The organism is Thalassotalea sp. HSM 43 (assembly GCF_004752005.1).
In the GTDB taxonomy this organism is placed as follows: domain Bacteria; phylum Pseudomonadota; class Gammaproteobacteria; order Enterobacterales; family Alteromonadaceae; genus Thalassotalea_A.
Window position 1 is genome coordinate 1,334,375 of record NZ_CP038493.1, and the last position, 19,731, is coordinate 1,354,105.

The following is a 19,731-nucleotide window of genomic DNA, read 5'->3' on the forward strand; positions in this document are numbered from 1 at the left end:
GACAGGGATTGCTTGATTCAGCGAACACGGCAAAGCTGAATATAAATAATAACGTGGCCAGTAAACGCATTATAACTGGCACTCTTCGCCAATGTAGTTTTGACAAAGTTGTGGGAACTGCTTCGCTAGTAAATGAACATAACGAGGATAGTTATCATTGGCGACAGTCACCGGATCTCGCACCAAAAACTCACCAAAATAATTGACTTCACCAGCTTCGACATAGGTACAAAAACCTTGCTCTTTATAATCGACTCGCCAGTTATATACATCAAAACCAATCAAGCAATACTCGCCTTCTGGTACGCGCATGGTTAACTGATGGATACCTTTTTCAACACGACCTTCATAAAACTCTTCGCCGGTTTCCTTGTTTTTAAATTGAATGTTCTTCAATGGATCAAGGGTATTAAAAACCAGGCCAAAATAACCTTCGTTATTGGCTAGAGGCTTACTTTCTTCGTCGGCTGAGATACGGTAGGTGGTCATGCATGCTGCTAATGAAAAACACAGCAATAGAGTGATTAATGATTTCATTTTACATCCCTGTTTATTATTGATTTTTTAGTATGATGCCGCTGTTTTTAGCAAAAGTAAATAGCACACAAAAACAAAAACGCCAGCATTATGCTGGCGTTTTAATAGCGTGTTCAGAAAGTATATTTATTACTTTTTGTTGCGAGATTCACGCTTACGATCTGATTCTGACAAGAACTTCTTACGTATACGAATATTCTCAGGAGTCACTTCTACTAACTCATCATCATCGATAAATTCTAGCGCTTGCTCAAGTGTCATTTTAATTGGCGGCGACAATACTTGCGCATCATCAGTACCCGATGCACGAACGTTTGTTAACTGCTTACCTTTAAGGGCGTTAACCGTAAGATCGTTGTCACGCGAGTGAATACCAATAACCATACCTTCGTAGACTTCAACACCGTGACCAATCATTAGGCGACCACGTTCTTGTAAGTTGAACAGTGCGTTGGTTAATGCTTTACCTGTTGCGTTAGCAATAAGAACACCGTTAATACGCTGACCAATCTCGCCACCTTTGTGCGGACCGTACTGTAAGAAGGTGTGGTAAATTAGACCTGAACCAGAGGTTAGTGTCATAAATTCAGTTTGGAAACCGATAAGACCACGACTCGGCATGATAAAGTCCATACGAATACGACCTTTGCCATCTGGAGACATATCAGTTAGCTCTGCTTTACGTAGACCTAATTTTTCCATAATAGAACCTTGATGCTCTTCTTCAACATCAATGGTTACTGTTTCATATGGTTCTTGAACCTGACCATCAACTTCGCGCATGATAACTTCTGGACGAGATACGGCTAACTCGTAACCTTCACGACGCATGTTTTCAATTAAGATACCTAAGTGAAGCTCACCACGACCGGATACTTTAAACTTATCTGGATCGTCTAATTGCTCAACTCGAAGGGCAACGTTATGCACCAATTCTTTTTCTAGACGGTCAAGAATATTACGTGACGTTACATATTTACCTTCTTTACCGGCAAACGGCGAGGTGTTTACTTGGAACGTCATGGTAACCGTTGGCTCATCAACAGAAAGAGCAGGAAGAGGTTCAACTTCGTTTGGACAACAAATGGTGTCAGAAATCTTAAGCTCACCTAGACCGGTAATGGCGATGATGTCACCTGCTTGCGCAGATTCGGCTTCGTAACGGTCTAAACCTAGGTAACCTAATACGGTACCCACTTTACCATTATGAATAATGCCATTGGCACCATTAATCGTAACCTGCTGGTTAGGCTTAACCGTACCACGAGTTACACGACCAACACCGATTACACCAACGTATGAGTTGTAATCCAGTTGTGATATCTGCATCTGGAAAGGACCGTCTACGTCAGCATCTGGCGCTGGCACTGAGTCAATGATGGTTTCAAATAAAGGCGTCATGTCGGTACCAACTTCGCCTTCTTCGTGAGATGCCCAACCATTGATAGCCGATGCGTAAACAACTTGGAAATCCAATTGTTCATCGGTTGCACCAAGGTTGTCGAATAAATCAAATACTTGGTCCATTACCCAATCAGGGCGAGCACCAGGCTTGTCGATTTTATTGATAACAACGATAGGCTTCAAACCTTGAGCAAACGCTTTCTTGGTTACGAAGCGTGTTTGCGGCATAGGACCTTCTTGCGCATCAACGATAAGCAATACAGAGTCAACCATTGACATAACACGTTCAACTTCACCACCGAAGTCAGCATGGCCAGGGGTGTCTACAATGTTTACACGGTAATCATTCCAGTTAATGGCAGTGTTTTTTGCCAAGATGGTGATACCACGCTCTTTCTCGATATCGTTAGAGTCCATTACGCGATCGTCTAGATCGGCACGAGAATCCAAAGTACCAGATTGCTGTAGAAGTTTATCAACCAAGGTAGTTTTACCATGGTCAACGTGAGCGATGATCGCAATATTACGTAGTTTATCTAACACTGTATTCGCCTTTAATGTAGCCCGGTTCGGGGCTTTTAATGTCTTACAAATAAAATTGGCGCGTATTATAAACTAAATCCTTGCAATAAGCCGAAGTTTTTTGTTACATGGTCGGCAAAATAACAAAAGTGTACAAACAGCGTAATGAAACTGTCAGCAACTACAGGTATAATTGCCCTCATCAACAACACTATGCACCGAATACGGGCGACGCACCATATTAGTGCGCGACCGCACCAGAAAGATCCATTATAATTAGTGTAAATTATGGTGATTTTGCTAAACCCTTATATATTAAGGCGTTAAAAAGTTGGCACGAATTTAGCTTATCTTTAGCCAATCCGGTCGTTAATCGACTAACAAGTTATTTTAATAATTAACCTGCAATAAATACGGAGACTTCCATGTCACAAGCAGTTTTAGATTTAATCAAAGAAAACGACGTTAAGTTCGTTGACCTGCGCTTCACTGATTCAAAAGGTAAAGAGCAACACGTTTCTCTTCCTTATCATCAAATTGATGAAGACTTCTTCGAAGATGGTAAAATGTTCGATGGTTCTTCTATCGCTGGTTGGAAAGGTATTAACGAATCTGACATGGTATTGATGCCTGACGCATCTACTGCAGTTCTTGACCCGTTCACTGAAGAAGTTACTCTTAACATCCGTTGTGACATCGTAGAGCCTGCAACCATGCAAGGTTACAGCCGTGACCCTCGTTCAGTAGCTAAGCGCGCTGAAGAGTACATGCGCTCTACAGGTATTGCTGACAGCATCCTTGTTGGTCCAGAGCCAGAGTTCTTCGTATTTGATGACGTTAAATTCAGCGTTAACATGGCTGGCGCAATGTACAGCATTGACGATAAAGAAGCTCACTGGAACAGCGCTACCGAATACGAAGATGGCAACCACGGTCACCGTCCTCGCGTTAAAGGTGGTTACTTCCCAGTAGCTCCAGTAGATTCATCACAAGACTTGCGTTCAGCTATGTGTCTTGTAATGGAAGAGATGGGTCTTGTTGTTGAAGCGCATCACCATGAAGTAGCAACCGCTGGTCAAAACGAAATTGCTTGTCGTTTCAACACCATGGTTAACAAAGCTGATGAAGTTCAAATCTACAAGTATGTTGTTCACAACGTTGCACACGCATACGGTAAAACAGCGACTTTCATGCCTAAGCCACTAGTTGGTGACAACGGTACTGGTATGCACGTTCACCAATCACTAGCTAAAGACGGTGTTAACCTTTTCTCTGGTGATTTGTACGGCGGCCTGTCTGAAACGGCTCTTTACTACATTGGCGGTATCATCAAGCACGCTAAAGCAATCAACGCATTTACTAACGCGTCGACTAACTCATACAAGCGTTTGGTTCCAGGTTTCGAAGCACCAGTTATGCTAGCTTACTCTGCTCGTAACCGTTCTGCTTCTATCCGTATCCCGGTAGTACCTTCACCAAAAGCACGTCGTATCGAAGTACGTTTCCCTGATCCAACTGGTAACCCATACCTAGCATTCACTGCAATGCTTATGGCTGGCCTTGACGGTATCAAAAACAAGATTCACCCTGGCGACGCTATGGACAAAGACTTGTACGACCTACCAGCTGAAGAAGCAGCTGCTATCCCACAAGTTGCATCATCACTAGAAGAAGCTCTTGACGCTCTAGAAGCTGACAAAGAATTCTTGACTGCTGGTGGCGTAATGGACAGCGACATGATTGACGCTTACGTTGGTCTTAAGCGTGAAGAAGTTGAGCAACTTAACATGACAACTCACCCAGTTGAGTTCGAAATGTACTACAGCGTTTAATCGCTTACTCCTTTAGAAAAGCCCGCTTCTGCGGGCTTTTTTGTGGGGCACATATTTAATCCTCGCGGTCGCCAATAAAATTTACTGGCGTCTCGCTAAATATTTGGTTAAATTAGAAATATCGTTATTGTTATAGGATAGGTACAATAACGACCAACGCGCTAATGAAGTGAAAAGCGCATTCATACAAAGGAAAGTAAATGTTTAGGTATGCATTGTTATTCGCCCTGTTGTTTGCCGCCATTGCGCCTCTCGTAGACGCAGCGGACAAGGTTTACGTGTGGCGCAATGAAAACGGTGATTTAGTGTTTTCAGATAGCCCAAAGCCAGGTGCTGAAGAAGTTGCTGAAGAAATCGAAGTTAATAACAAGCAAACCATCATCTCATCTGTCGATACCTCGGTACTCGACATCAGTCCTCGCGTTGTTGAAGAAGAGTATCAGGTTGAAATATCACAACCTGAAGATCATGCAACGATTCGCGACAATTCAGGATCTATCTATATTTCAGGTCGAGTAGCACCAGTCTTTAAACGAGGCTTCTCTGTACGCCTGATATTTAATGGCGAAGTCTATGGTGAACCGCAAACCCGTTCGGTATTTATTCTGCGTGACGTTGATCGTGGCGAGCACAAAATAAAATTAGAACTATTGAACAATCAAGGCAAGGTTATTGCATCATCCAAGGAAAGAACCGTTTATTTGCACCGTGCAAGGGTAAATTAACCATTTACTCTTCCATTTAGGTGCAAAAGCCTAGGCATTTTATTACACTACAATAAATGCCGCACCACATTGGTGCAATGGAGAAAACCTTGTTTACCAACAACAGTTTAAAAGAAATACGTCAATTTTACGCCAATCAGATGGTATCGCAGATGGTTACCGCTGTGATAGTGCTTGACGAAAATCTCAAGGTTCAATACCTCAATACCGCCGCTGAAGCATTACTTAGTAAAAGCTTGAACAGGCTCTATCAACAAAAAGTTCTTGAGGTATTCACCCATTGCAGCGTCACCGACGAACGCCTGCAGCAAGTGCTAAGCAGCGGACAAGACTTTACTGATTCAGATGTGGTATTTGAATTTATCGAAGGTCATCACATTACCGTCGAAGTCACCGCCTCAGTCGCTCTCTTTAATGATCAAGAACACCTGTTGTTAGAATGTCGTCGTATCGATAAGCAAAAAGAGATTTCTCTTGAAGTATTTCAAGAGCAACAATGGGAAGCAGCACGAGATTTGATACGTGGCCTAGCTCATGAAATTAAAAACCCGTTAGGCGGCTTGCGCGGCGCGGCACAATTGTTGGATAAAGAAATTCTGCCAGAACAACGCGAGTTCACGGCAATGATCATCGAGCAAGCGGATCGCTTAACCAATCTTGTTGACCAGCTACTTGGCCCAAATCAATTACCCACTCTGAGTCTGCATAATATCCATGAAATAGCCGAAAAAGTGCATCAGTTGGTCAGTCTTGATAACGATAAAAATATCGAATTTATTCGTGACTATGATCCGTCGATTCCAGATATTGAAATCGATACGGAAAAGCTACAACAAACATTGCTCAACATTATTGGTAACGCCATTCAAGTATTACCCGAAAACGGCAAAATCAAAATCAAAACACGCATAGCGACCAATCAAACCGTTAATGGTAAGAAGATCAAATTAGCGGTGAAATTATCGATAATCGACAATGGTCCAGGCATTCCTGCCGACATTCAAGACACCATATTCTATCCCATGGTGTCAGGACGCAGTGATGGTACTGGTTTAGGTCTATCGATAGCGCAAACGCTTGTGCACCAACATCATGGCAAACTGGTGTGCCACAGCTACCCAGGCCGTACCGAATTTTCCATTATTTTACCTTTACCTAAGAGAACCTAAGATGAACGCAGAACAAGTATGGATTGTAGATGATGACAGCTCAATTCGCTGGGTATTGGAGAAAGCCTTAAAAAGTGCTGACATCAGTTGTACCTCATTTAGTAACGCAAACGACATACTATCGGCGCTAGACTTTAGTCAGCCGCAAGTGATTATTTCTGACATTCGTATGCCTAATATGGATGGCATGACATTATTATCTCGCATCAATGATGCTTTCCCAGATATGCCAGTCATCATCATGACCGCCCATTCCGATTTAGACAGTGCGGTAAACGCCTATCAAGGTGGCGCATTCGAGTATTTACCAAAACCTTTTGATATTGATGAAGCAGTGTCATTATCGCAGCGAGCACTCGATCACGTACAAGAACAGAGCGCCAAGAAAAGTGCGTCAACCAGCAAACCTGCTGGGGTTGGCATCATCGGTGAAGCACCGGCCATGCAAGAGGTTTTTCGTGCCATAGGTCGCTTGTCACGCTCTAGCATCAGCGTGTTGATTAATGGTGAATCAGGCACAGGTAAAGAGCTGGTAGCCAATGCCTTGCACTCACACAGTCCGCGCCAAAATGCACCTTTTATCCCATTGAATATGGCGGCGATACCGAAAGATTTGATTGAATCGGAATTATTTGGTCATGAAAAAGGCGCCTTTACTGGCGCCAATTCTGTGCGCCAAGGGCGGTTTGAGCAAGCCCATGGCGGTACCTTGTTTCTTGATGAAATTGGCGATATGCCGATTGACGTGCAAACTCGTTTATTGCGAGTATTAGCGGACGGTGAGTTTTACCGAGTCGGTGGTCATAATCCGATCAAAGTCGATGTACGTATTATTGCCGCGACTCATCAGAACCTAGAAGACAGAGTGGCAAAAGGTGAATTTCGTGAAGATTTATTCCACCGTTTAAACGTCATACGTGTGCAATTGCCAAGTTTGCGTGAACGTAAAGAGGACATTGAACAATTGGCCAAGCATTTTCTTAGCCTAGCGGCAAGTGAACTTGGTGTTGAAAGTAAGTCTATCGCCAAAGAATCCATTAAGTTTATGCAGCAATGTGATTGGCCAGGTAATGTGCGCCAACTGGAAAATACCTGTCGCTATTTAACCGTTATGGCCAGTGGTAAGGAAATCCTAGTCAGTGACATGCCAGCGGAAATCTCTGCCGCACCGCAAGTGCAAAGCGACGACAACGGTATTGGTGATTGGCAACAGCTATTATCTATTTGGGTCGACAAACAATTGCAAAGTGGTGAACGTGATATCCTCGCCAATGCGGTACCTGAATTTGAACGAATTTGTTTAGACAGAGCATTGAACTTTACCCATGGCCATAAACAAGAAGCAGCGAAGAAATTAGGCTGGGGTCGCAACACCTTAACTCGTAAGTTAAAAGAATTGTATTAGCCTACGACGGCAATAATAGACGCAAAAAGGGGAAGCTAAGCTTCCCCTTTTTTGAAATTCATTTGCGTTTGCTTCGACTAACTTTGTGCGCCACATTCATGGTCACTGCAACTGCGACAGTTATTACACAGTTTTAAATTAACGACATGCGCTGCGACCAACAATACTGCGCCGACAATGATCATCAACGGTTGCACGCTTTCGTCGACACTGTGCTTATGCCAATAGATGAAACCACCAAGGAACAACAGGTAAAAAGGGTATATTTTGCGGTGATAACGTTTAAAACCCGAAAACAACGCTACTGAGCCCAAAACCAAGGTAGCAAACAGAAACATATGCTCTGCTTCGTGAGAGGCCCACGCTTCAAGTCCTAACAATGACAATACCGGCAATAACACAGGCAACAAAATACAATGCAGTGCGCAAAGTGATGTCGCTGTAATGCCAAGTCTGTCCAACATATTGTCTACCCATTAAGAACGTGAATTTTAAAAAAGTGATAATATCACAACTTGAACAGTATAACAGGTATTTTTTGTTACGCCTTGTTAACGGAAAAGCTAATAACGTTGTCAATATGTGTTTGTTGTAGCGCCAGCATTACCAACCGATCAAGCCCCAATGCAACGCCAGCACAATCGGGCAAACCGGATTGTAATGCCGCCAATAAACGATCATCGATAGGTTTTTCTGCTAGGCCATGTTGCTTACGCCAAGCATTGTCTTTAGTAAAGCGCCTTGCTTGCTCATCAGCGTCGGTCAATTCATGGAACCCATTCGCCAATTCAATGCCTTTAAAATACAACTCAAAGCGCCTCGAGACACGCTCATCTTGGTCATCAATTCGTGCCAAAGCACTTTGAGATGCAGGGAAATTATAAATAAAACAAGGGCTTTTTTGACCAATATTGGTCTCAACTAACTCGGCAAATAGATATTGTAATATTGTATCGAAATCAGATTCAGCCAATATCCAGTCGGCATCTAAGTTATGTCGATTAACTTGCTGCTTAAGTTGCTCGATATCGGCAGTTAATGGATCAACGCCAACATAATCGATAAACGCCTGCTGATAAGTCAAAGATTGCGCCGCTTGGCAAGACAACACCGTTTGCATTAACTGATCAAGTTCCGCCATCAATTGAAAATGATCAAAACCAACACGGTACCATTCAAGCATGGTAAATTCTGGGTTATGAAAACGACCAGCAAGCTCATTGCGGAACGCTTTACAGATTTGGTAAATACAACCACTGCCATCAGCGAGTAAGCGTTTCATGGCAAATTCTGGCGACGTCTGTAAATACAAAGTTTGTGCATCATTACTTTGGTGTGCACTGGCGAGCAATTCGGTGCTAAAACTTTCAAGGTGAACATCGGTTACCGTTGCCGCTGACAAGCTTGGCGTTTCCACTTCCATAACATCACGCTCGGCAAAAAATTGACGTATTTTTGCCATTAGCTCGGCGCGTTGTTTCAGTACTTGTCGAGTCGCACTTGGTTGCCAATCATGGGGGTTATTGCTTGCCATAGCCTTGTTCCAAATTTTATCTTGCCGTCACCTTGTGCCACGTACGCTAATGACACAAATGAAAAAGGTTAGCCTTATGCTAACCTCTTTGGTATTTGCTTTATGATATGTAAGTAATTACTTACCAGCGCGAGATACATACTCGCCACTGCGTGTATCTACCTTAACCACTTCGCCAATTTGCACGAATAAAGGAACACGAACCACAGCGCCTGTACTCAAGGTCGCTGGTTTACCGCCAGTGCCTGCAGTATCACCTTTTAGACCAGGATCGGTTTCAATGATTTCCAATTCAACAAAGTTAGGTGGGGTAACTGAAATCGGATTGCCATCCCACAAAGTGATGGTACACATGTCACCTTCTTTCAGCCATTTAACATTATCACCAACCGCTTTTTCATCGGCGGCAATTTGCTCAAAGGTATCATTGTTCATAAAGTGCCAGAATTCGCCATCGGCATATAAATAGCCTAAATCCGTTTCCATCACATCGGCACCTTCAACAGATTCACCTGATTTGAAAGTCTTTTCTAAAACTTTACCTGATATTAATTTACGGATTTTAACGCGGTTAAAGGCCTGACCTTTACCTGGCTTTACAATCTCATTTTCCAGAATATTGCATGGCTCACCGTCAATCATTAACTTAAGGCCATTTTTAAATTCATTAGTACTATAATTGCCCATAGTGTTCTCTTATGTATTTGTGTTCTCTAATAGATTAAAATCTGTCACCAAGATAAATACGCAAGGTATTTACCCGTAGAGATTTTTGATGACGCAAATAATAACCCGAATTGAAGACAATGTGCATAGCTTTTGGGAAAAAGAGTTGGCGAATGTTGTCACCGACCCCAAACAACTCTTGTCTATGCTAAATATAGACGAGAACAAATACAGTTCACACTTTCCAGCAAGAAAGTTATTTCCGGTGCGAGTACCGCGACCGTTTATCGAAAAAATGCAGAAAAACAACATCGAAGATCCTCTACTGCAACAAGTGATGCCGCGCAGTGAAGAGTTTAGCGATGTCGAGGGTTTTGTCAGTGATCCATTGCAAGAACACGACACCGTGGCTGAAGGGTTATTGCACAAATACAAAAACCGTGTGCTAATGATTGTTAAGGCCGGTTGCGCGGTGAATTGTCGTTATTGTTTTCGCCGTCATTTCCCCTATCAAGATAACAGCCCCAATAAACAACGTTGGCAAGAGGCTATCGATTACATTAAGCAGCACGAAGAAATCAATGAAGTGATTTTTTCCGGCGGCGATCCACTGATGGCAAAAGACAGTCATTTGCAGTGGTTAATTGAGCAAATAAATAACATTGCTCATATCACTCGACTGCGAATCCACACGCGCCTACCGGTGGTAATACCCAGTCGAATCAATCCAGCATTACTCTCTACATTAAGTGAATCCCGCTTGCGCATAATAATGGTGTTGCATATTAATCACAGCAATGAAATTTGTGATGATTTGAGCCGAGCGGTCATGATGTTAAAGCAACACGATATTTTGGTGCTCAATCAGAGCGTGTTATTAAAAGGTATTAATGATGATGCGCAAACATTATGTGACTTGTCGGAAAAGCTATTTAGTGTCGATATTTTGCCGTATTATCTGCACTTACTCGATCCGGTGAAAGGCGCTGCCCATTTTCATGTAGACTTACACCAAGCGAAATCAATAGCCAAAAAAATGATGGCCAACTTGCCAGGCTTTTTAATGCCTAAAGTTGTGCAGGAACTTGCTGGTGAAGCCAATAAAACCCCACTGAATTTATAGACAAAGAAAAGTATATTTTTATGAACAAATCGATTGAAAAACACCTGATTGAAAACATCTCACAGTTACTAAAGCGATCTTTAAAAGTCGATGCAACGCTGACAGAATTACGTGCGGATAAACAGGCCAACTTCCAATCCATCTTTCCCCAAAACGGCGACTTTACGGTAAAGGCCGACACCTTTCAGCCGTATATCGAAGAGATCGCCAATGAGTTGTTGGTGTGGCAACAAACGCAAAACAATGAATTACTAGCGACCATGGTGAAAAAGATTGAGTTGTTGTATTCACTGATTGGTAAATTTGAATCTTTGTACCAACAACAATAAAGCAGACTTAAAGTTGCAAAATCGACGATAAAGCGATCATACTGGGGTTAACAATAATATAAAACCTCAGGAAATTATGAGCATGTGTCGTCGGTTTTGGCTGCTACCTTTACTCGCTGTCAGTCAGCAATCCTTTGCTAAGGAACTGGATCCTCGCTCGTACATAAACATCCCTATCGATCAAAATTTTATTGGTGCTTTATACATAAAAACCAAAGGTGATGTGTATACCACACCGGACGTGCCGGTCGAAGACTTAACCCTAGACATTGACGGTCCTGGGGTTGCCTATGCTTATACCTTTTCAATGTTTGGCAATGCCAGTAAATTTGATATCGCCGGCGGACAAGCATGTGCTGACGGTGAAGCGATATATCTCGGTGATCGGGTTGAACGTCGTTACTGTGGCATGACTGACACCTTTATGCGCCTCAATTACAACTTCTATGGTGCCAAAGCCATGGAATTATCAGAATTTGTTAAACAACCAAAAACCATGGTTATTGGCGCCAGTTTACAAGTTGGTATACCAACCGGCGCTTACGACAAGCAATATGTACTCAACATCGGCTCTAATCGTTGGTTCTTTAAACCGGAAATAGGCATGTCCATCCCATTTGGTAATTGGGAATTCGACGCTGCCGTCTCAGCTAAGTTTTTTACCAATAATACCGAGCTGTTATACGATCAAACTTTTGAACAAGACCCGGTTTATAATATTCAGTCTCACCTTATCTACGACTTTCAACCCGGCCACTGGATCTCCTTTAATGCCAATTACTATTTCGGTGGTGATACCTATGTCGATGGTGATAAACGAGCGGATAAAACCGGCAATTTTCGTGGCGGTATAACCTACAGCTACGCAATAAATTCGCAACACAGTGTTAAGTTTATAGCCAATAAAGGCATTACCACCAAGCGAGGTAATGATGTTGATGTGGTCGCTGTCGCGTGGGCGTATCGTTGGCAATAAAAAAGGTGGCTATCGCCACCTATTGAGTATTATTGTTTCGTATCTCGCATAAACGTTTCTTTAAACCAGTCCGTTAACATGACTTTTTCATACTTGAAATTCTCATGATGCATACCGCTGCCTGGTGAGTTAAAAAAGCCCATATCTTTAATATGCTCTTCACCTGAGCTGAGCTTTGCACCGCTGGCATCGGTTAGCTGGTACTTAAAACGCATTTTCGGGAAATACAAATCTTCAATCACACGAATAGTCGCGTTATTTGGTCCAACCATATAGCGCACATCACCGGCTAAATCGACATTGGTAATGTCCATTGTTAGCGTTTGCCCTTCTGGCAACTTTGCCGCGAGTTCCGCAATATGCTCTTCCAGTTCTTTAAACACTCGTGCCTCAAAACGGCTACGTGGCTCATCGCCTGGTTCAATGTCGGTATAACTGTCTGGGTCAACCCAATTTACTTTGGCCTGTCCAGCCATCGCATAGGTTGATACCAGCATGGTTGCGCATATAACCGAAATAAACTTGTTCACTAATTTCATCTCTATCACCTTATCTTTACATCAGCGTTTAATAAGTAGACAACACCTTGTTTAGTAAAGTTTAATCGAAATTGTAATAGTTCGTTGTCGTATGGTAATTAATTGCCTACAAACTGTCTTAACATAGAGCCAACAATAATCTGAATACGGTGTTGGCGCTCTTGTTCATCAATATCGTCGATAACAAACCCTTGCGCCGCACCGCGCCATGCAAATTGTTTGGTTTCACCGTCTAACACGAACATCAACATTGTGCCTTTTTCTAGATTTGGCAAGTCAGGTAATCCTGGATTTAAACCAAATGTTTCAGATAACTGTTCATCACTGAAATCTTCTTCACGTTCGAGAATATAGCCAATAAAAAACGTTGGCTGTTGATCGGCTTCAACTTGGCGAAATCCTTGGCTGTTAAGGTAGCGCTCAATTTCTGCGGTAAACGCTGGAAAGCGCTGGCCATGATCGGTTTCTTGTAATGGGGTAAAGGCGTAGGTGGTATTACTGTCCAGCACTAGGTCTTTATCGTGACTGCTGGAAATAGCTAGTTGTCTTTCTGCCATTGCTTCTTCATCGGTAACCTGAACACAGGCAGCTAGGGTGGTGACAAAAAGTAAAATTAGAATATTACGCATTATTATTATCTCGGCTAAGTTTGCTACTTATGTCAATAATAACAATAACTTTACAATTTGCGTAATGATTATGTGTAGCCCTTTGCTATTAATTTGTTATTGACTGTAACTCACAAAAAAGCCCCGTCTAAGACGAGGCTTTTTCAGCACATAGCGTGGCGCAGATTACATCATGCCGCCCATACCGCCCATGCCACCCATGCCGCCCATATCAGGCATTGCAGGTGCAGCTGCTGCATCTTGTGGCGCTTCGGTCACCATAGCTTCGGTAGTTAGCATCAAACTTGCTACTGAGGCTGCGAACTGAAGTGCACTACGAGTTACTTTGGTCGGATCTAGGATACCCATTTCCAACATATCACCGTAGGTGCTGTTAGCGGCGTTGTAACCATAGTTACCTTCGCCATTGCGCACTTCATTAAGAACCACGGATGCTTCATCACCACAGTTACTTACGATTTGACGAAGGGGTGCTTCCATGGCACGAAGAGCCACGTTGATACCGTGGGTTTGATCTTCGTTAGCACCTTCAAGATCTTTGATCTTGTCAGCAACACGAACAAGGGCTGTACCACCACCGGCAACCACACCTTCTTCAACCGCGGCACGTGTTGCATGCAATGCATCTTCAACACGGGCTTTCTTTTCTTTCATTTCAACTTCAGTCGCCGCGCCAACTTTGATTACCGCAACACCGCCAGCCAATTTAGCTAGACGCTCTTGCAGTTTTTCGCGATCGTAGTCTGACGTTGTGTCTTCGATTTGGCCACGAATTTGCGTGACACGACCATTGATTTCAGCTTCTTCACCGATACCATCGATGATAGTGGTGTTATCTTTAGAGATAACCACGCGCTTAGCTTGACCAAGATCTTCTAATGTTGCTTTTTCAAGCTCCATACCGATTTCTTCAGAAATAACAGTACCAGCTGTCAACACAGCGATATCTTGTAACATCGCTTTACGACGGTCACCAAAACCAGGTGCTTTAACCGCAGCCACTTTGACAATGCCACGCATGTTGTTAACAACTAAAGTTGCTAAGGCTTCGCCTTCAACGTCTTCAGCAATAATAAGCAATGGCTTACCCGCTTTAGCAACGCCTTCAAGGGTTGTTAGCAATTCACGGATATTAGAAATTTTCTTATCAACAAGTAAGATAAACGGGCTTTCAAGTTCAACACTGCCGTTTTCTTGATTATTAATGAAGTATGGCGATAGGTAACCACGGTCAAATTGCATACCTTCAACAACGTCTAGCTCATCAGTAAGGGCTTGACCTTCTTCAACGGTAATAACACCTTCTGTACCAACTTTATCCATTGCCGTAGCGATGATAGAGCCAACAGTAGTATCAGAGTTAGCTGAAATGGTACCAACTTGCTCAATCGCTTTGTTATCAGCACATGCCGTAGATAGATCTTTTAGCTCGGCAACGGCAGCGATAACTGCTTGGTCGATACCACGTTTAAGATCCATTGGGTTCATGCCGGCAGCAATTGATTTTAAACCTTCGTTTACAATAGCTTGTGCTAACACGGTTGCGGTTGTTGTACCGTCACCCGCTTCATCATTGGCTTTAGAAGCAACTTCTTTAACCATTTGCGCGCCCATGTTTTCAAACTTGTCTGCAAGTTCGATTTCTTTTGCAACGCTAACACCGTCTTTAGTGATTGTTGGACCACCAAAGCTCTTATCCAATACCACATTGCGACCTTTTGGTCCCAATGTTACCTTAACTGCATCTGCAAGAATGTTTACGCCGCTTAGCATCTTAGTGCGTGCGTCATTACCAAATAAAACGTCTTTTGCTGCCATTTTTATTTTCCTTTAAATCTTTTTTATCCGCAAAGGGATGTATAAATGAGTTTAGGCTTATTCTACGATAGCCAAAATGTCGGCTTCGCTTAGGATCAGAACTTCTTCACCATCGATTTTTTCGGTTTTTGCGCCGTAACCTTCAGAGAAGATCACTTGATCACCGATTTTCACATCCAAAGGACGAACTTCACCGCTTTCAAGAATGCGACCGTTACCAACGGCAATTACTTCACCACGAGTCGACTTTTCAGCCGCACTACCCGTTAAGACAATGCCACCAGCAGATTTGGTTTCAACTTCTTTACGCTTGATAATCACACGATCATGTAAAGGACGAATGCTCATTTATTTCTCCTGATATTCTTTTGAGAATTTTTAAGTATTTATGTTTAAAGCAGATAGGGGTTGGTCGCCATCTTTTCAAGGGCTAGGCCTAAAAATTTGCAATTTTTTTAGCCAAGCCATTCAATCAGAAGCGTTACTGCAATTATTCTATACGCTTGTTATTTTTATCCGCATCGATAGTCTTGCTATCGGCTTCGATATCGATAACGTCATCATTTTGTTGGAATGGGTTGGCTTGCGAACCTTGCTGTTGATAAAAGTCTTGAAAATCCTGTTGTTGATTGACATTGGTATAGAAAAACGCCGAACCATTTTTTTGCGATTTTGCTAATTGTTGCTGCACCAGCTTAACAATAGCCCCGCGTGACACAGGCCACAGTAACGCCAAACCAAAGCCATCAGTAATAAAACCTGGTGTCAGCAGCAACACACCGGCAACAAGCAGCAATAAGGCCGCGATGATTTCATCTGATGGCATTTGTCCTTGAGCAAGTTTGTGTTGTACCGATTGATAGGTTGCTAATCCTTGCTGGCGCACCATTTTGGCACCAAGCCAAGCGGTAACAATAACCAGAACAATGGTTGGCAATGCGCCAATCAAGGCACCGACATTCATCAATACCATAATTTCGATAATCGGCATGATGATAAATAACAAAAACAACACTCTAAACATGGTGTGCAACTTCACTCAAAAAATAAATCTATGAAACTAATATTGGGCTTTTCGGGTCTTTTTCAAGCAACAAGCAAGGACATGCGATAAAAGTAGTAACGAAAAACATTACCAAAATGACATTTTGGTGAGTAAAATCAATAGTTAATACGTACAACATGGAGTAACAGGAATAATGTATCAAATTGTATTGTGTAATTGCCCCAATAACGAGGTGGCATCAAAGATTGCCAAGCGCTTGGTACATGATAAACTTGCCGCCTGTGTTAATATAATGACCAATGTAAAATCGGTTTATCAATGGCAAGGTGATATAGTAGAAGACGACGAAATTACGCTGATTATAAAAAGCAAATCTTGCTTATTCAGTGAACTCGAGTCGACTATCAAGGCACTACACCCCTACGATGTCGTAGAAATAATTGCTTTGGATATCACGCAAGGGAGCCAACAATACTTGGCTTGGATAAACGAATCTGTGAAGTAAACCATGCGCCTAATAAGTTTAATATTATCTGTTTTATTGCTTGTCACCTCCGCTAATGTGAAGGGACAAGACTCAATCTTTGATACATCCGCAGTCGATAATCTGCTCTCCAATGATCAAGAGTTTCTACCGGTAGATGAAGCATTTCGCTTTGACTTTAATCAGCACGAGCAAAAGCTGGAAGTCTATTTTTCTATCGCAGAAGGCTACTATATTTACCGTGATAAATTTAAATTTAGCGCTGACAATGCTGAATTTACAATGCCGACTTTGCCTCAAGGTGAAGAACATGAAGACGAGTACTTCGGCGTTCAACAGGTTTATTACCAACAACTGAAATTCACTATTGATTTAACCTCGGTTAGTCGCGATGCACAGCTTAGCATCACCTACCAAGGCTGTGCTGAAAAAGGTTTGTGTTATCCACCAACCAAAAAGCAAGTACCCATCGATGCCTTTACTGAGCAACCTGCTGCCGCGGTACTTGATAGTATCAGTGGCGGCAATCAACCACTAACGTCGACCAAACTTAGCGATAACAGCCTAACCACTCAAGTGAGTGAACAAGACACGCTGGCAGCAAGCTTAGATTCGGACAACTTATTTTGGGTGTTATTAACCTTTTTTGGTTTGGGTATATTGCTGTCATTTACGCCGTGTGTGTTTCCTATGTACCCAATATTGACCGGTATCATAGTCGGTCAAGGTGAAGGACTAACCACGCGTCGGGCGTTTAGTTTGTCATTTTCATACGTACAAGGTATGGCCATCACCTACACCATATTAGGTGTCGTTGTAGCCCTAGCTGGTGCGCAATTTCAGGCCGCCTTTCAGCACCCTATCGTATTAATCGTGCTGAGCTTACTGTTTATATTTTTAGCACTGTCGATGTTTGGTGTGTTTAATTTGGCCCTACCTGCGTCTTGGCAAAATAAACTGACAGAGCTCAGCAATAGCCAAAAAGGCGGCGCCATGTCATCGGTGTTTTCAATGGGGGCAATATCAGGTTTGGTTGCCTCGCCTTGTACCACGGCCCCGTTAACCGGCGCGTTAATTTATATTGCCCAATCAGGGGATGTCATCGTCGGTGCATCTGCGCTGTATGCATTAAGTTTAGGTATGGGCTTACCGTTATTGGTGCTAGGTAGTTCAGGCGGTAAGTTGTTGCCGAAAGCTGGTAATTGGATGACGGTTATTAAAAACATCTTCGGTTTCTTGCTGTTAGCTGTACCGGTATTCTTGTTAGAGCGCTTCTTGCCAGTGGTCGCGAGTCAGCTACTATGGGCCGCATTGCTGTTGGCCACCGCGACGTATTTTTATGTGGTTAATTCCAACACCAATAATGACGCCAAAGGATTTTGGTTTGGACTGCGCTCGCTAGCGATTTTTGTGATGTTGTTTTTTGGTGCCAATTTGGCCTATCAAACGGTATTTACGCCGCAGCATAGTGCCGCAGCAGCACACAAAGAATTCGTTAAGGTATCGACTCTGAGCGAGCTAAATCAACAAGTTGCAATAGCGAACAGCGAAGGACAGACGGTTATGGTCGACCTTTATGCTGATTGGTGTATCGCCTGTAAAGAGTTTGAAAAGTACACTTTTCCAAAAAATAATGTGCAACAAGCTTTGCATAACACCGTCATGATTCAAATAGATTTGACGGATACCGGCACCGATTCAAGCATTGAACTTATGGAACATTTTGACGTGTTTGGCTTACCTTCTATTTTGTTTTTTGACAAACAAGGTAATGAATTAACACAACAAAGAGTAACCGGATTTATGGGCGCGGATGAATTTGCCGCTCATATAAATCGAATTTTTAATTAAATTTAAGCACCATTCAAGCAAAAGCTCTGTCAGATAATAATTGGCAGAGCTTTTTTCTTTGCGGCGACCTAACTGAGTGATTAGACCAGTATTTTGCTGCTAATTTCTTCGAAAATAACTATAATGTGCGCAATCTTGGAAAAAAGTTGCGATTTATTAAGAAATTAAGCAAACTTTTGTATATAAAATAGACTGAATTTTCCAATAACAAAAAATAACAGGGATTTCTCTGCAAATGACGACAAAGTTTAAAGTTTTGCTGTTAAATGGCCCCAACTTAAATATGTTGGGTAAACGTGAGCCAGAAGTATACGGTTCTCACTCGTTAACTGACATTGTCAATCAATTGCAGGCCAGTGCCGACAACTTAAATATTGAATTGTTGCACACGCAAAGCAATGCTGAACATGAATTGATAGATGCGATACATAGCGCCTTTAATCAGGTCGACTTTATTATCATCAATCCAGCGGCATTTACGCATACGAGTGTGGCTCTGCGAGACGCTTTGTTATCCGTCAACATACCGTTTGTTGAAGTGCATTTATCCAATGTTCATGCACGCGAGGAATTCAGACATCATTCATTCCTGTCAGATATTGCTGACGGGGTTATATGTGGATTGGGTGCATCGGGTTATCACTATGCACTGCAATACGCGCATCAAACTTTGAATAAAAATTAGATAAAAACATTATTAAAGGTGTACCAATGGATATTCGTAAAATCAAAAAACTAATCGAGCTGGTTGAAGACTCAGGTATCAGTGAACTGGAAATTGCTGAAGGTGAAGAGTCAGTACGCATCAGCCGTGGCGCTACTATGGTAGCTGCTCCAATGGCTGCTCCGATGGCTGCTCCAGTAGCAGCGCCTGCTGCTGCACCAGTTGCTCCAGCGGCTGAAGCACCTGCAGCAAGTGACGCATTATCAGGTCACGTTGTGCGTTCTCCAATGGTTGGTACTTTTTACGCAGCGTCATCTCCTGAAACAGCAAACTTTGTTGAAGTTGGTCAACACGTAAATGCTGGCGATACACTTTGTATCGTAGAAGCAATGAAAATGATGAACCAAATTGAAGCTGATAAGTCTGGCGTGATCAAACAGATTCTTGCAGAAAACGAAGACACTATTGAATTTGATCAGCCACTATTCGTAATCGAATAAACAACAAGGGAAGATTGA

At 42.6% G+C, this 19,731-nt stretch carries 21 protein-coding genes; 11 read left to right on the plus strand and 10 right to left on the minus strand.

Translation table 11 applies throughout. The features are described from left to right. Positions 1–69: 69 nt before the first annotated feature. Together E2K93_RS05605 and typA are read right to left on the minus strand one after the other, a co-directional pair. Positions 70–537, minus strand: a complete 468-nt coding sequence (locus tag E2K93_RS05605; protein ID WP_135438152.1) for a hypothetical protein — start codon at positions 535–537, stop codon at positions 70–72. 129 nt (positions 538–666) lie between these two features. Continuing rightward, on the minus strand, positions 667–2,484 hold the full coding sequence (gene typA / locus E2K93_RS05610; protein WP_135438153.1) for a translational GTPase TypA: 1,818 nt from the start codon (positions 2,482–2,484) through the stop codon (positions 667–669). A 404-nt stretch (positions 2,485–2,888) separates the two neighbouring features. On the opposite strand from typA, the gene glnA reads away from it, so the two are divergent. The 4 genes from glnA (at position 2,889) to glnG (ending at position 7,594) form a co-directional block, all read left to right on the plus strand. After that, positions 2,889–4,295, plus strand: coding sequence for a glutamate--ammonia ligase (glnA, locus tag E2K93_RS05615; protein WP_135438154.1), 1,407 nt, complete (start codon positions 2,889–2,891; stop codon positions 4,293–4,295). A gap of 200 nt (positions 4,296–4,495) precedes the next feature. Then, positions 4,496–5,020 carry a DUF4124 domain-containing protein gene (locus E2K93_RS05620; RefSeq protein WP_135438155.1) on the plus strand — a complete coding sequence of 175 codons (525 nt, stop codon included), beginning with the start codon at positions 4,496–4,498 and terminating at the stop codon, positions 5,018–5,020. A 56-nt stretch (positions 5,021–5,076) separates the two neighbouring features. Continuing rightward, positions 5,077–6,189 carry a nitrogen regulation protein NR(II) gene (gene glnL / locus E2K93_RS05625; protein ID WP_323368251.1) on the plus strand — a complete coding sequence of 371 codons (1,113 nt, stop codon included), beginning with the start codon at positions 5,077–5,079 and terminating at the stop codon, positions 6,187–6,189. Position 6,190: 1 nt separating this feature from the next. Continuing rightward, positions 6,191–7,594, plus strand: a complete 1,404-nt coding sequence (gene glnG / locus E2K93_RS05630; protein ID WP_135438156.1) for a nitrogen regulation protein NR(I) — start codon at positions 6,191–6,193, stop codon at positions 7,592–7,594. A gap of 77 nt (positions 7,595–7,671) precedes the next feature. On the opposite strand, the gene E2K93_RS05635 is transcribed toward glnG, so the two are convergent. From E2K93_RS05635 to efp, 3 genes are all read right to left on the minus strand, one after another. Beyond that, on the minus strand, positions 7,672–8,058 hold the full coding sequence (locus tag E2K93_RS05635) for a MerC domain-containing protein (RefSeq protein WP_135438157.1): 387 nt from the start codon (positions 8,056–8,058) through the stop codon (positions 7,672–7,674). A 77-nt stretch (positions 8,059–8,135) separates the two neighbouring features. Continuing rightward, the gene (epmA, locus tag E2K93_RS05640; protein WP_135438158.1) at positions 8,136–9,128 is read right to left on the minus strand and encodes an elongation factor P--(R)-beta-lysine ligase; all 993 of its coding nucleotides are present in this window, start codon (positions 9,126–9,128) and stop codon (positions 8,136–8,138) included. Between the two features lie 117 nt (positions 9,129–9,245). Continuing rightward, positions 9,246–9,815: an elongation factor P gene (gene efp, locus E2K93_RS05645; RefSeq protein WP_135438159.1), complete on the minus strand. Its 570-nt coding sequence runs from the start codon at positions 9,813–9,815 to the stop codon at positions 9,246–9,248. A gap of 88 nt (positions 9,816–9,903) precedes the next feature. Between efp and epmB the strand changes: the two genes are divergently transcribed. The 3 genes from epmB to E2K93_RS05660 all read left to right on the plus strand — a co-directional run bounded on the left by epmB (position 9,904) and on the right by E2K93_RS05660 (position 12,222). Next, positions 9,904–10,917, plus strand: coding sequence for an EF-P beta-lysylation protein EpmB (epmB, locus tag E2K93_RS05650; protein WP_135438160.1), 1,014 nt, complete (start codon positions 9,904–9,906; stop codon positions 10,915–10,917). Positions 10,918–10,937: 20 nt separating this feature from the next. Continuing rightward, on the plus strand, positions 10,938–11,246 hold the full coding sequence (locus E2K93_RS05655) for a hypothetical protein (RefSeq protein ID WP_135438161.1): 309 nt from the start codon (positions 10,938–10,940) through the stop codon (positions 11,244–11,246). An 82-nt stretch (positions 11,247–11,328) separates the two neighbouring features. Beyond that, positions 11,329–12,222: a transporter gene (locus E2K93_RS05660; protein ID WP_135438162.1), complete on the plus strand. Its 894-nt coding sequence runs from the start codon at positions 11,329–11,331 to the stop codon at positions 12,220–12,222. A gap of 29 nt (positions 12,223–12,251) precedes the next feature. Here E2K93_RS05660 and E2K93_RS05665 read toward each other — a convergent pair whose 3' ends face one another. From E2K93_RS05665 to E2K93_RS05685, 5 genes are all read right to left on the minus strand, one after another. Then, on the minus strand, positions 12,252–12,761 hold the full coding sequence (locus E2K93_RS05665) for a DUF3016 domain-containing protein (RefSeq protein WP_135438163.1): 510 nt from the start codon (positions 12,759–12,761) through the stop codon (positions 12,252–12,254). Positions 12,762–12,859: 98 nt separating this feature from the next. Beyond that, positions 12,860–13,390: a DUF4136 domain-containing protein gene (locus E2K93_RS05670; RefSeq protein WP_135438164.1), complete on the minus strand. Its 531-nt coding sequence runs from the start codon at positions 13,388–13,390 to the stop codon at positions 12,860–12,862. Positions 13,391–13,555: 165 nt separating this feature from the next. Then, the gene (gene groL / locus E2K93_RS05675; RefSeq protein WP_135438165.1) at positions 13,556–15,208 is read right to left on the minus strand and encodes a chaperonin GroEL; all 1,653 of its coding nucleotides are present in this window, start codon (positions 15,206–15,208) and stop codon (positions 13,556–13,558) included. Positions 15,209–15,265: 57 nt separating this feature from the next. After that, a complete protein-coding gene (locus tag E2K93_RS05680) occupies positions 15,266–15,556 on the minus strand; it encodes a co-chaperone GroES (RefSeq protein ID WP_135438166.1) in 291 nt (96 codons plus the stop codon). Positions 15,557–15,698: 142 nt separating this feature from the next. Beyond that, positions 15,699–16,232 (minus strand): FxsA family protein, encoded by a 534-nt coding sequence (locus E2K93_RS05685; RefSeq protein ID WP_135438167.1) that lies wholly within the window; start codon positions 16,230–16,232, stop codon positions 15,699–15,701. 175 nt (positions 16,233–16,407) lie between these two features. Here E2K93_RS05685 and cutA point away from each other — a divergent pair, with 175 nt between their 5' ends. From cutA to accB, 4 genes are all read left to right on the plus strand, one after another. Beyond that, on the plus strand, positions 16,408–16,719 hold the full coding sequence (gene cutA / locus E2K93_RS05690) for a divalent-cation tolerance protein CutA (protein WP_135438168.1): 312 nt from the start codon (positions 16,408–16,410) through the stop codon (positions 16,717–16,719). Between the two features lie 3 nt (positions 16,720–16,722). Next, positions 16,723–18,549: a protein-disulfide reductase DsbD gene (locus E2K93_RS05695; protein WP_135438169.1), complete on the plus strand. Its 1,827-nt coding sequence runs from the start codon at positions 16,723–16,725 to the stop codon at positions 18,547–18,549. Between the two features lie 235 nt (positions 18,550–18,784). After that, positions 18,785–19,234 carry a type II 3-dehydroquinate dehydratase gene (aroQ, locus tag E2K93_RS05700; protein WP_135438170.1) on the plus strand — a complete coding sequence of 150 codons (450 nt, stop codon included), beginning with the start codon at positions 18,785–18,787 and terminating at the stop codon, positions 19,232–19,234. Between the two features lie 26 nt (positions 19,235–19,260). Next, the gene (gene accB / locus E2K93_RS05705) at positions 19,261–19,713 is read left to right on the plus strand and encodes an acetyl-CoA carboxylase biotin carboxyl carrier protein (protein WP_135438171.1); all 453 of its coding nucleotides are present in this window, start codon (positions 19,261–19,263) and stop codon (positions 19,711–19,713) included. The last annotated feature ends 18 nt before the right edge of the window (positions 19,714–19,731 follow it).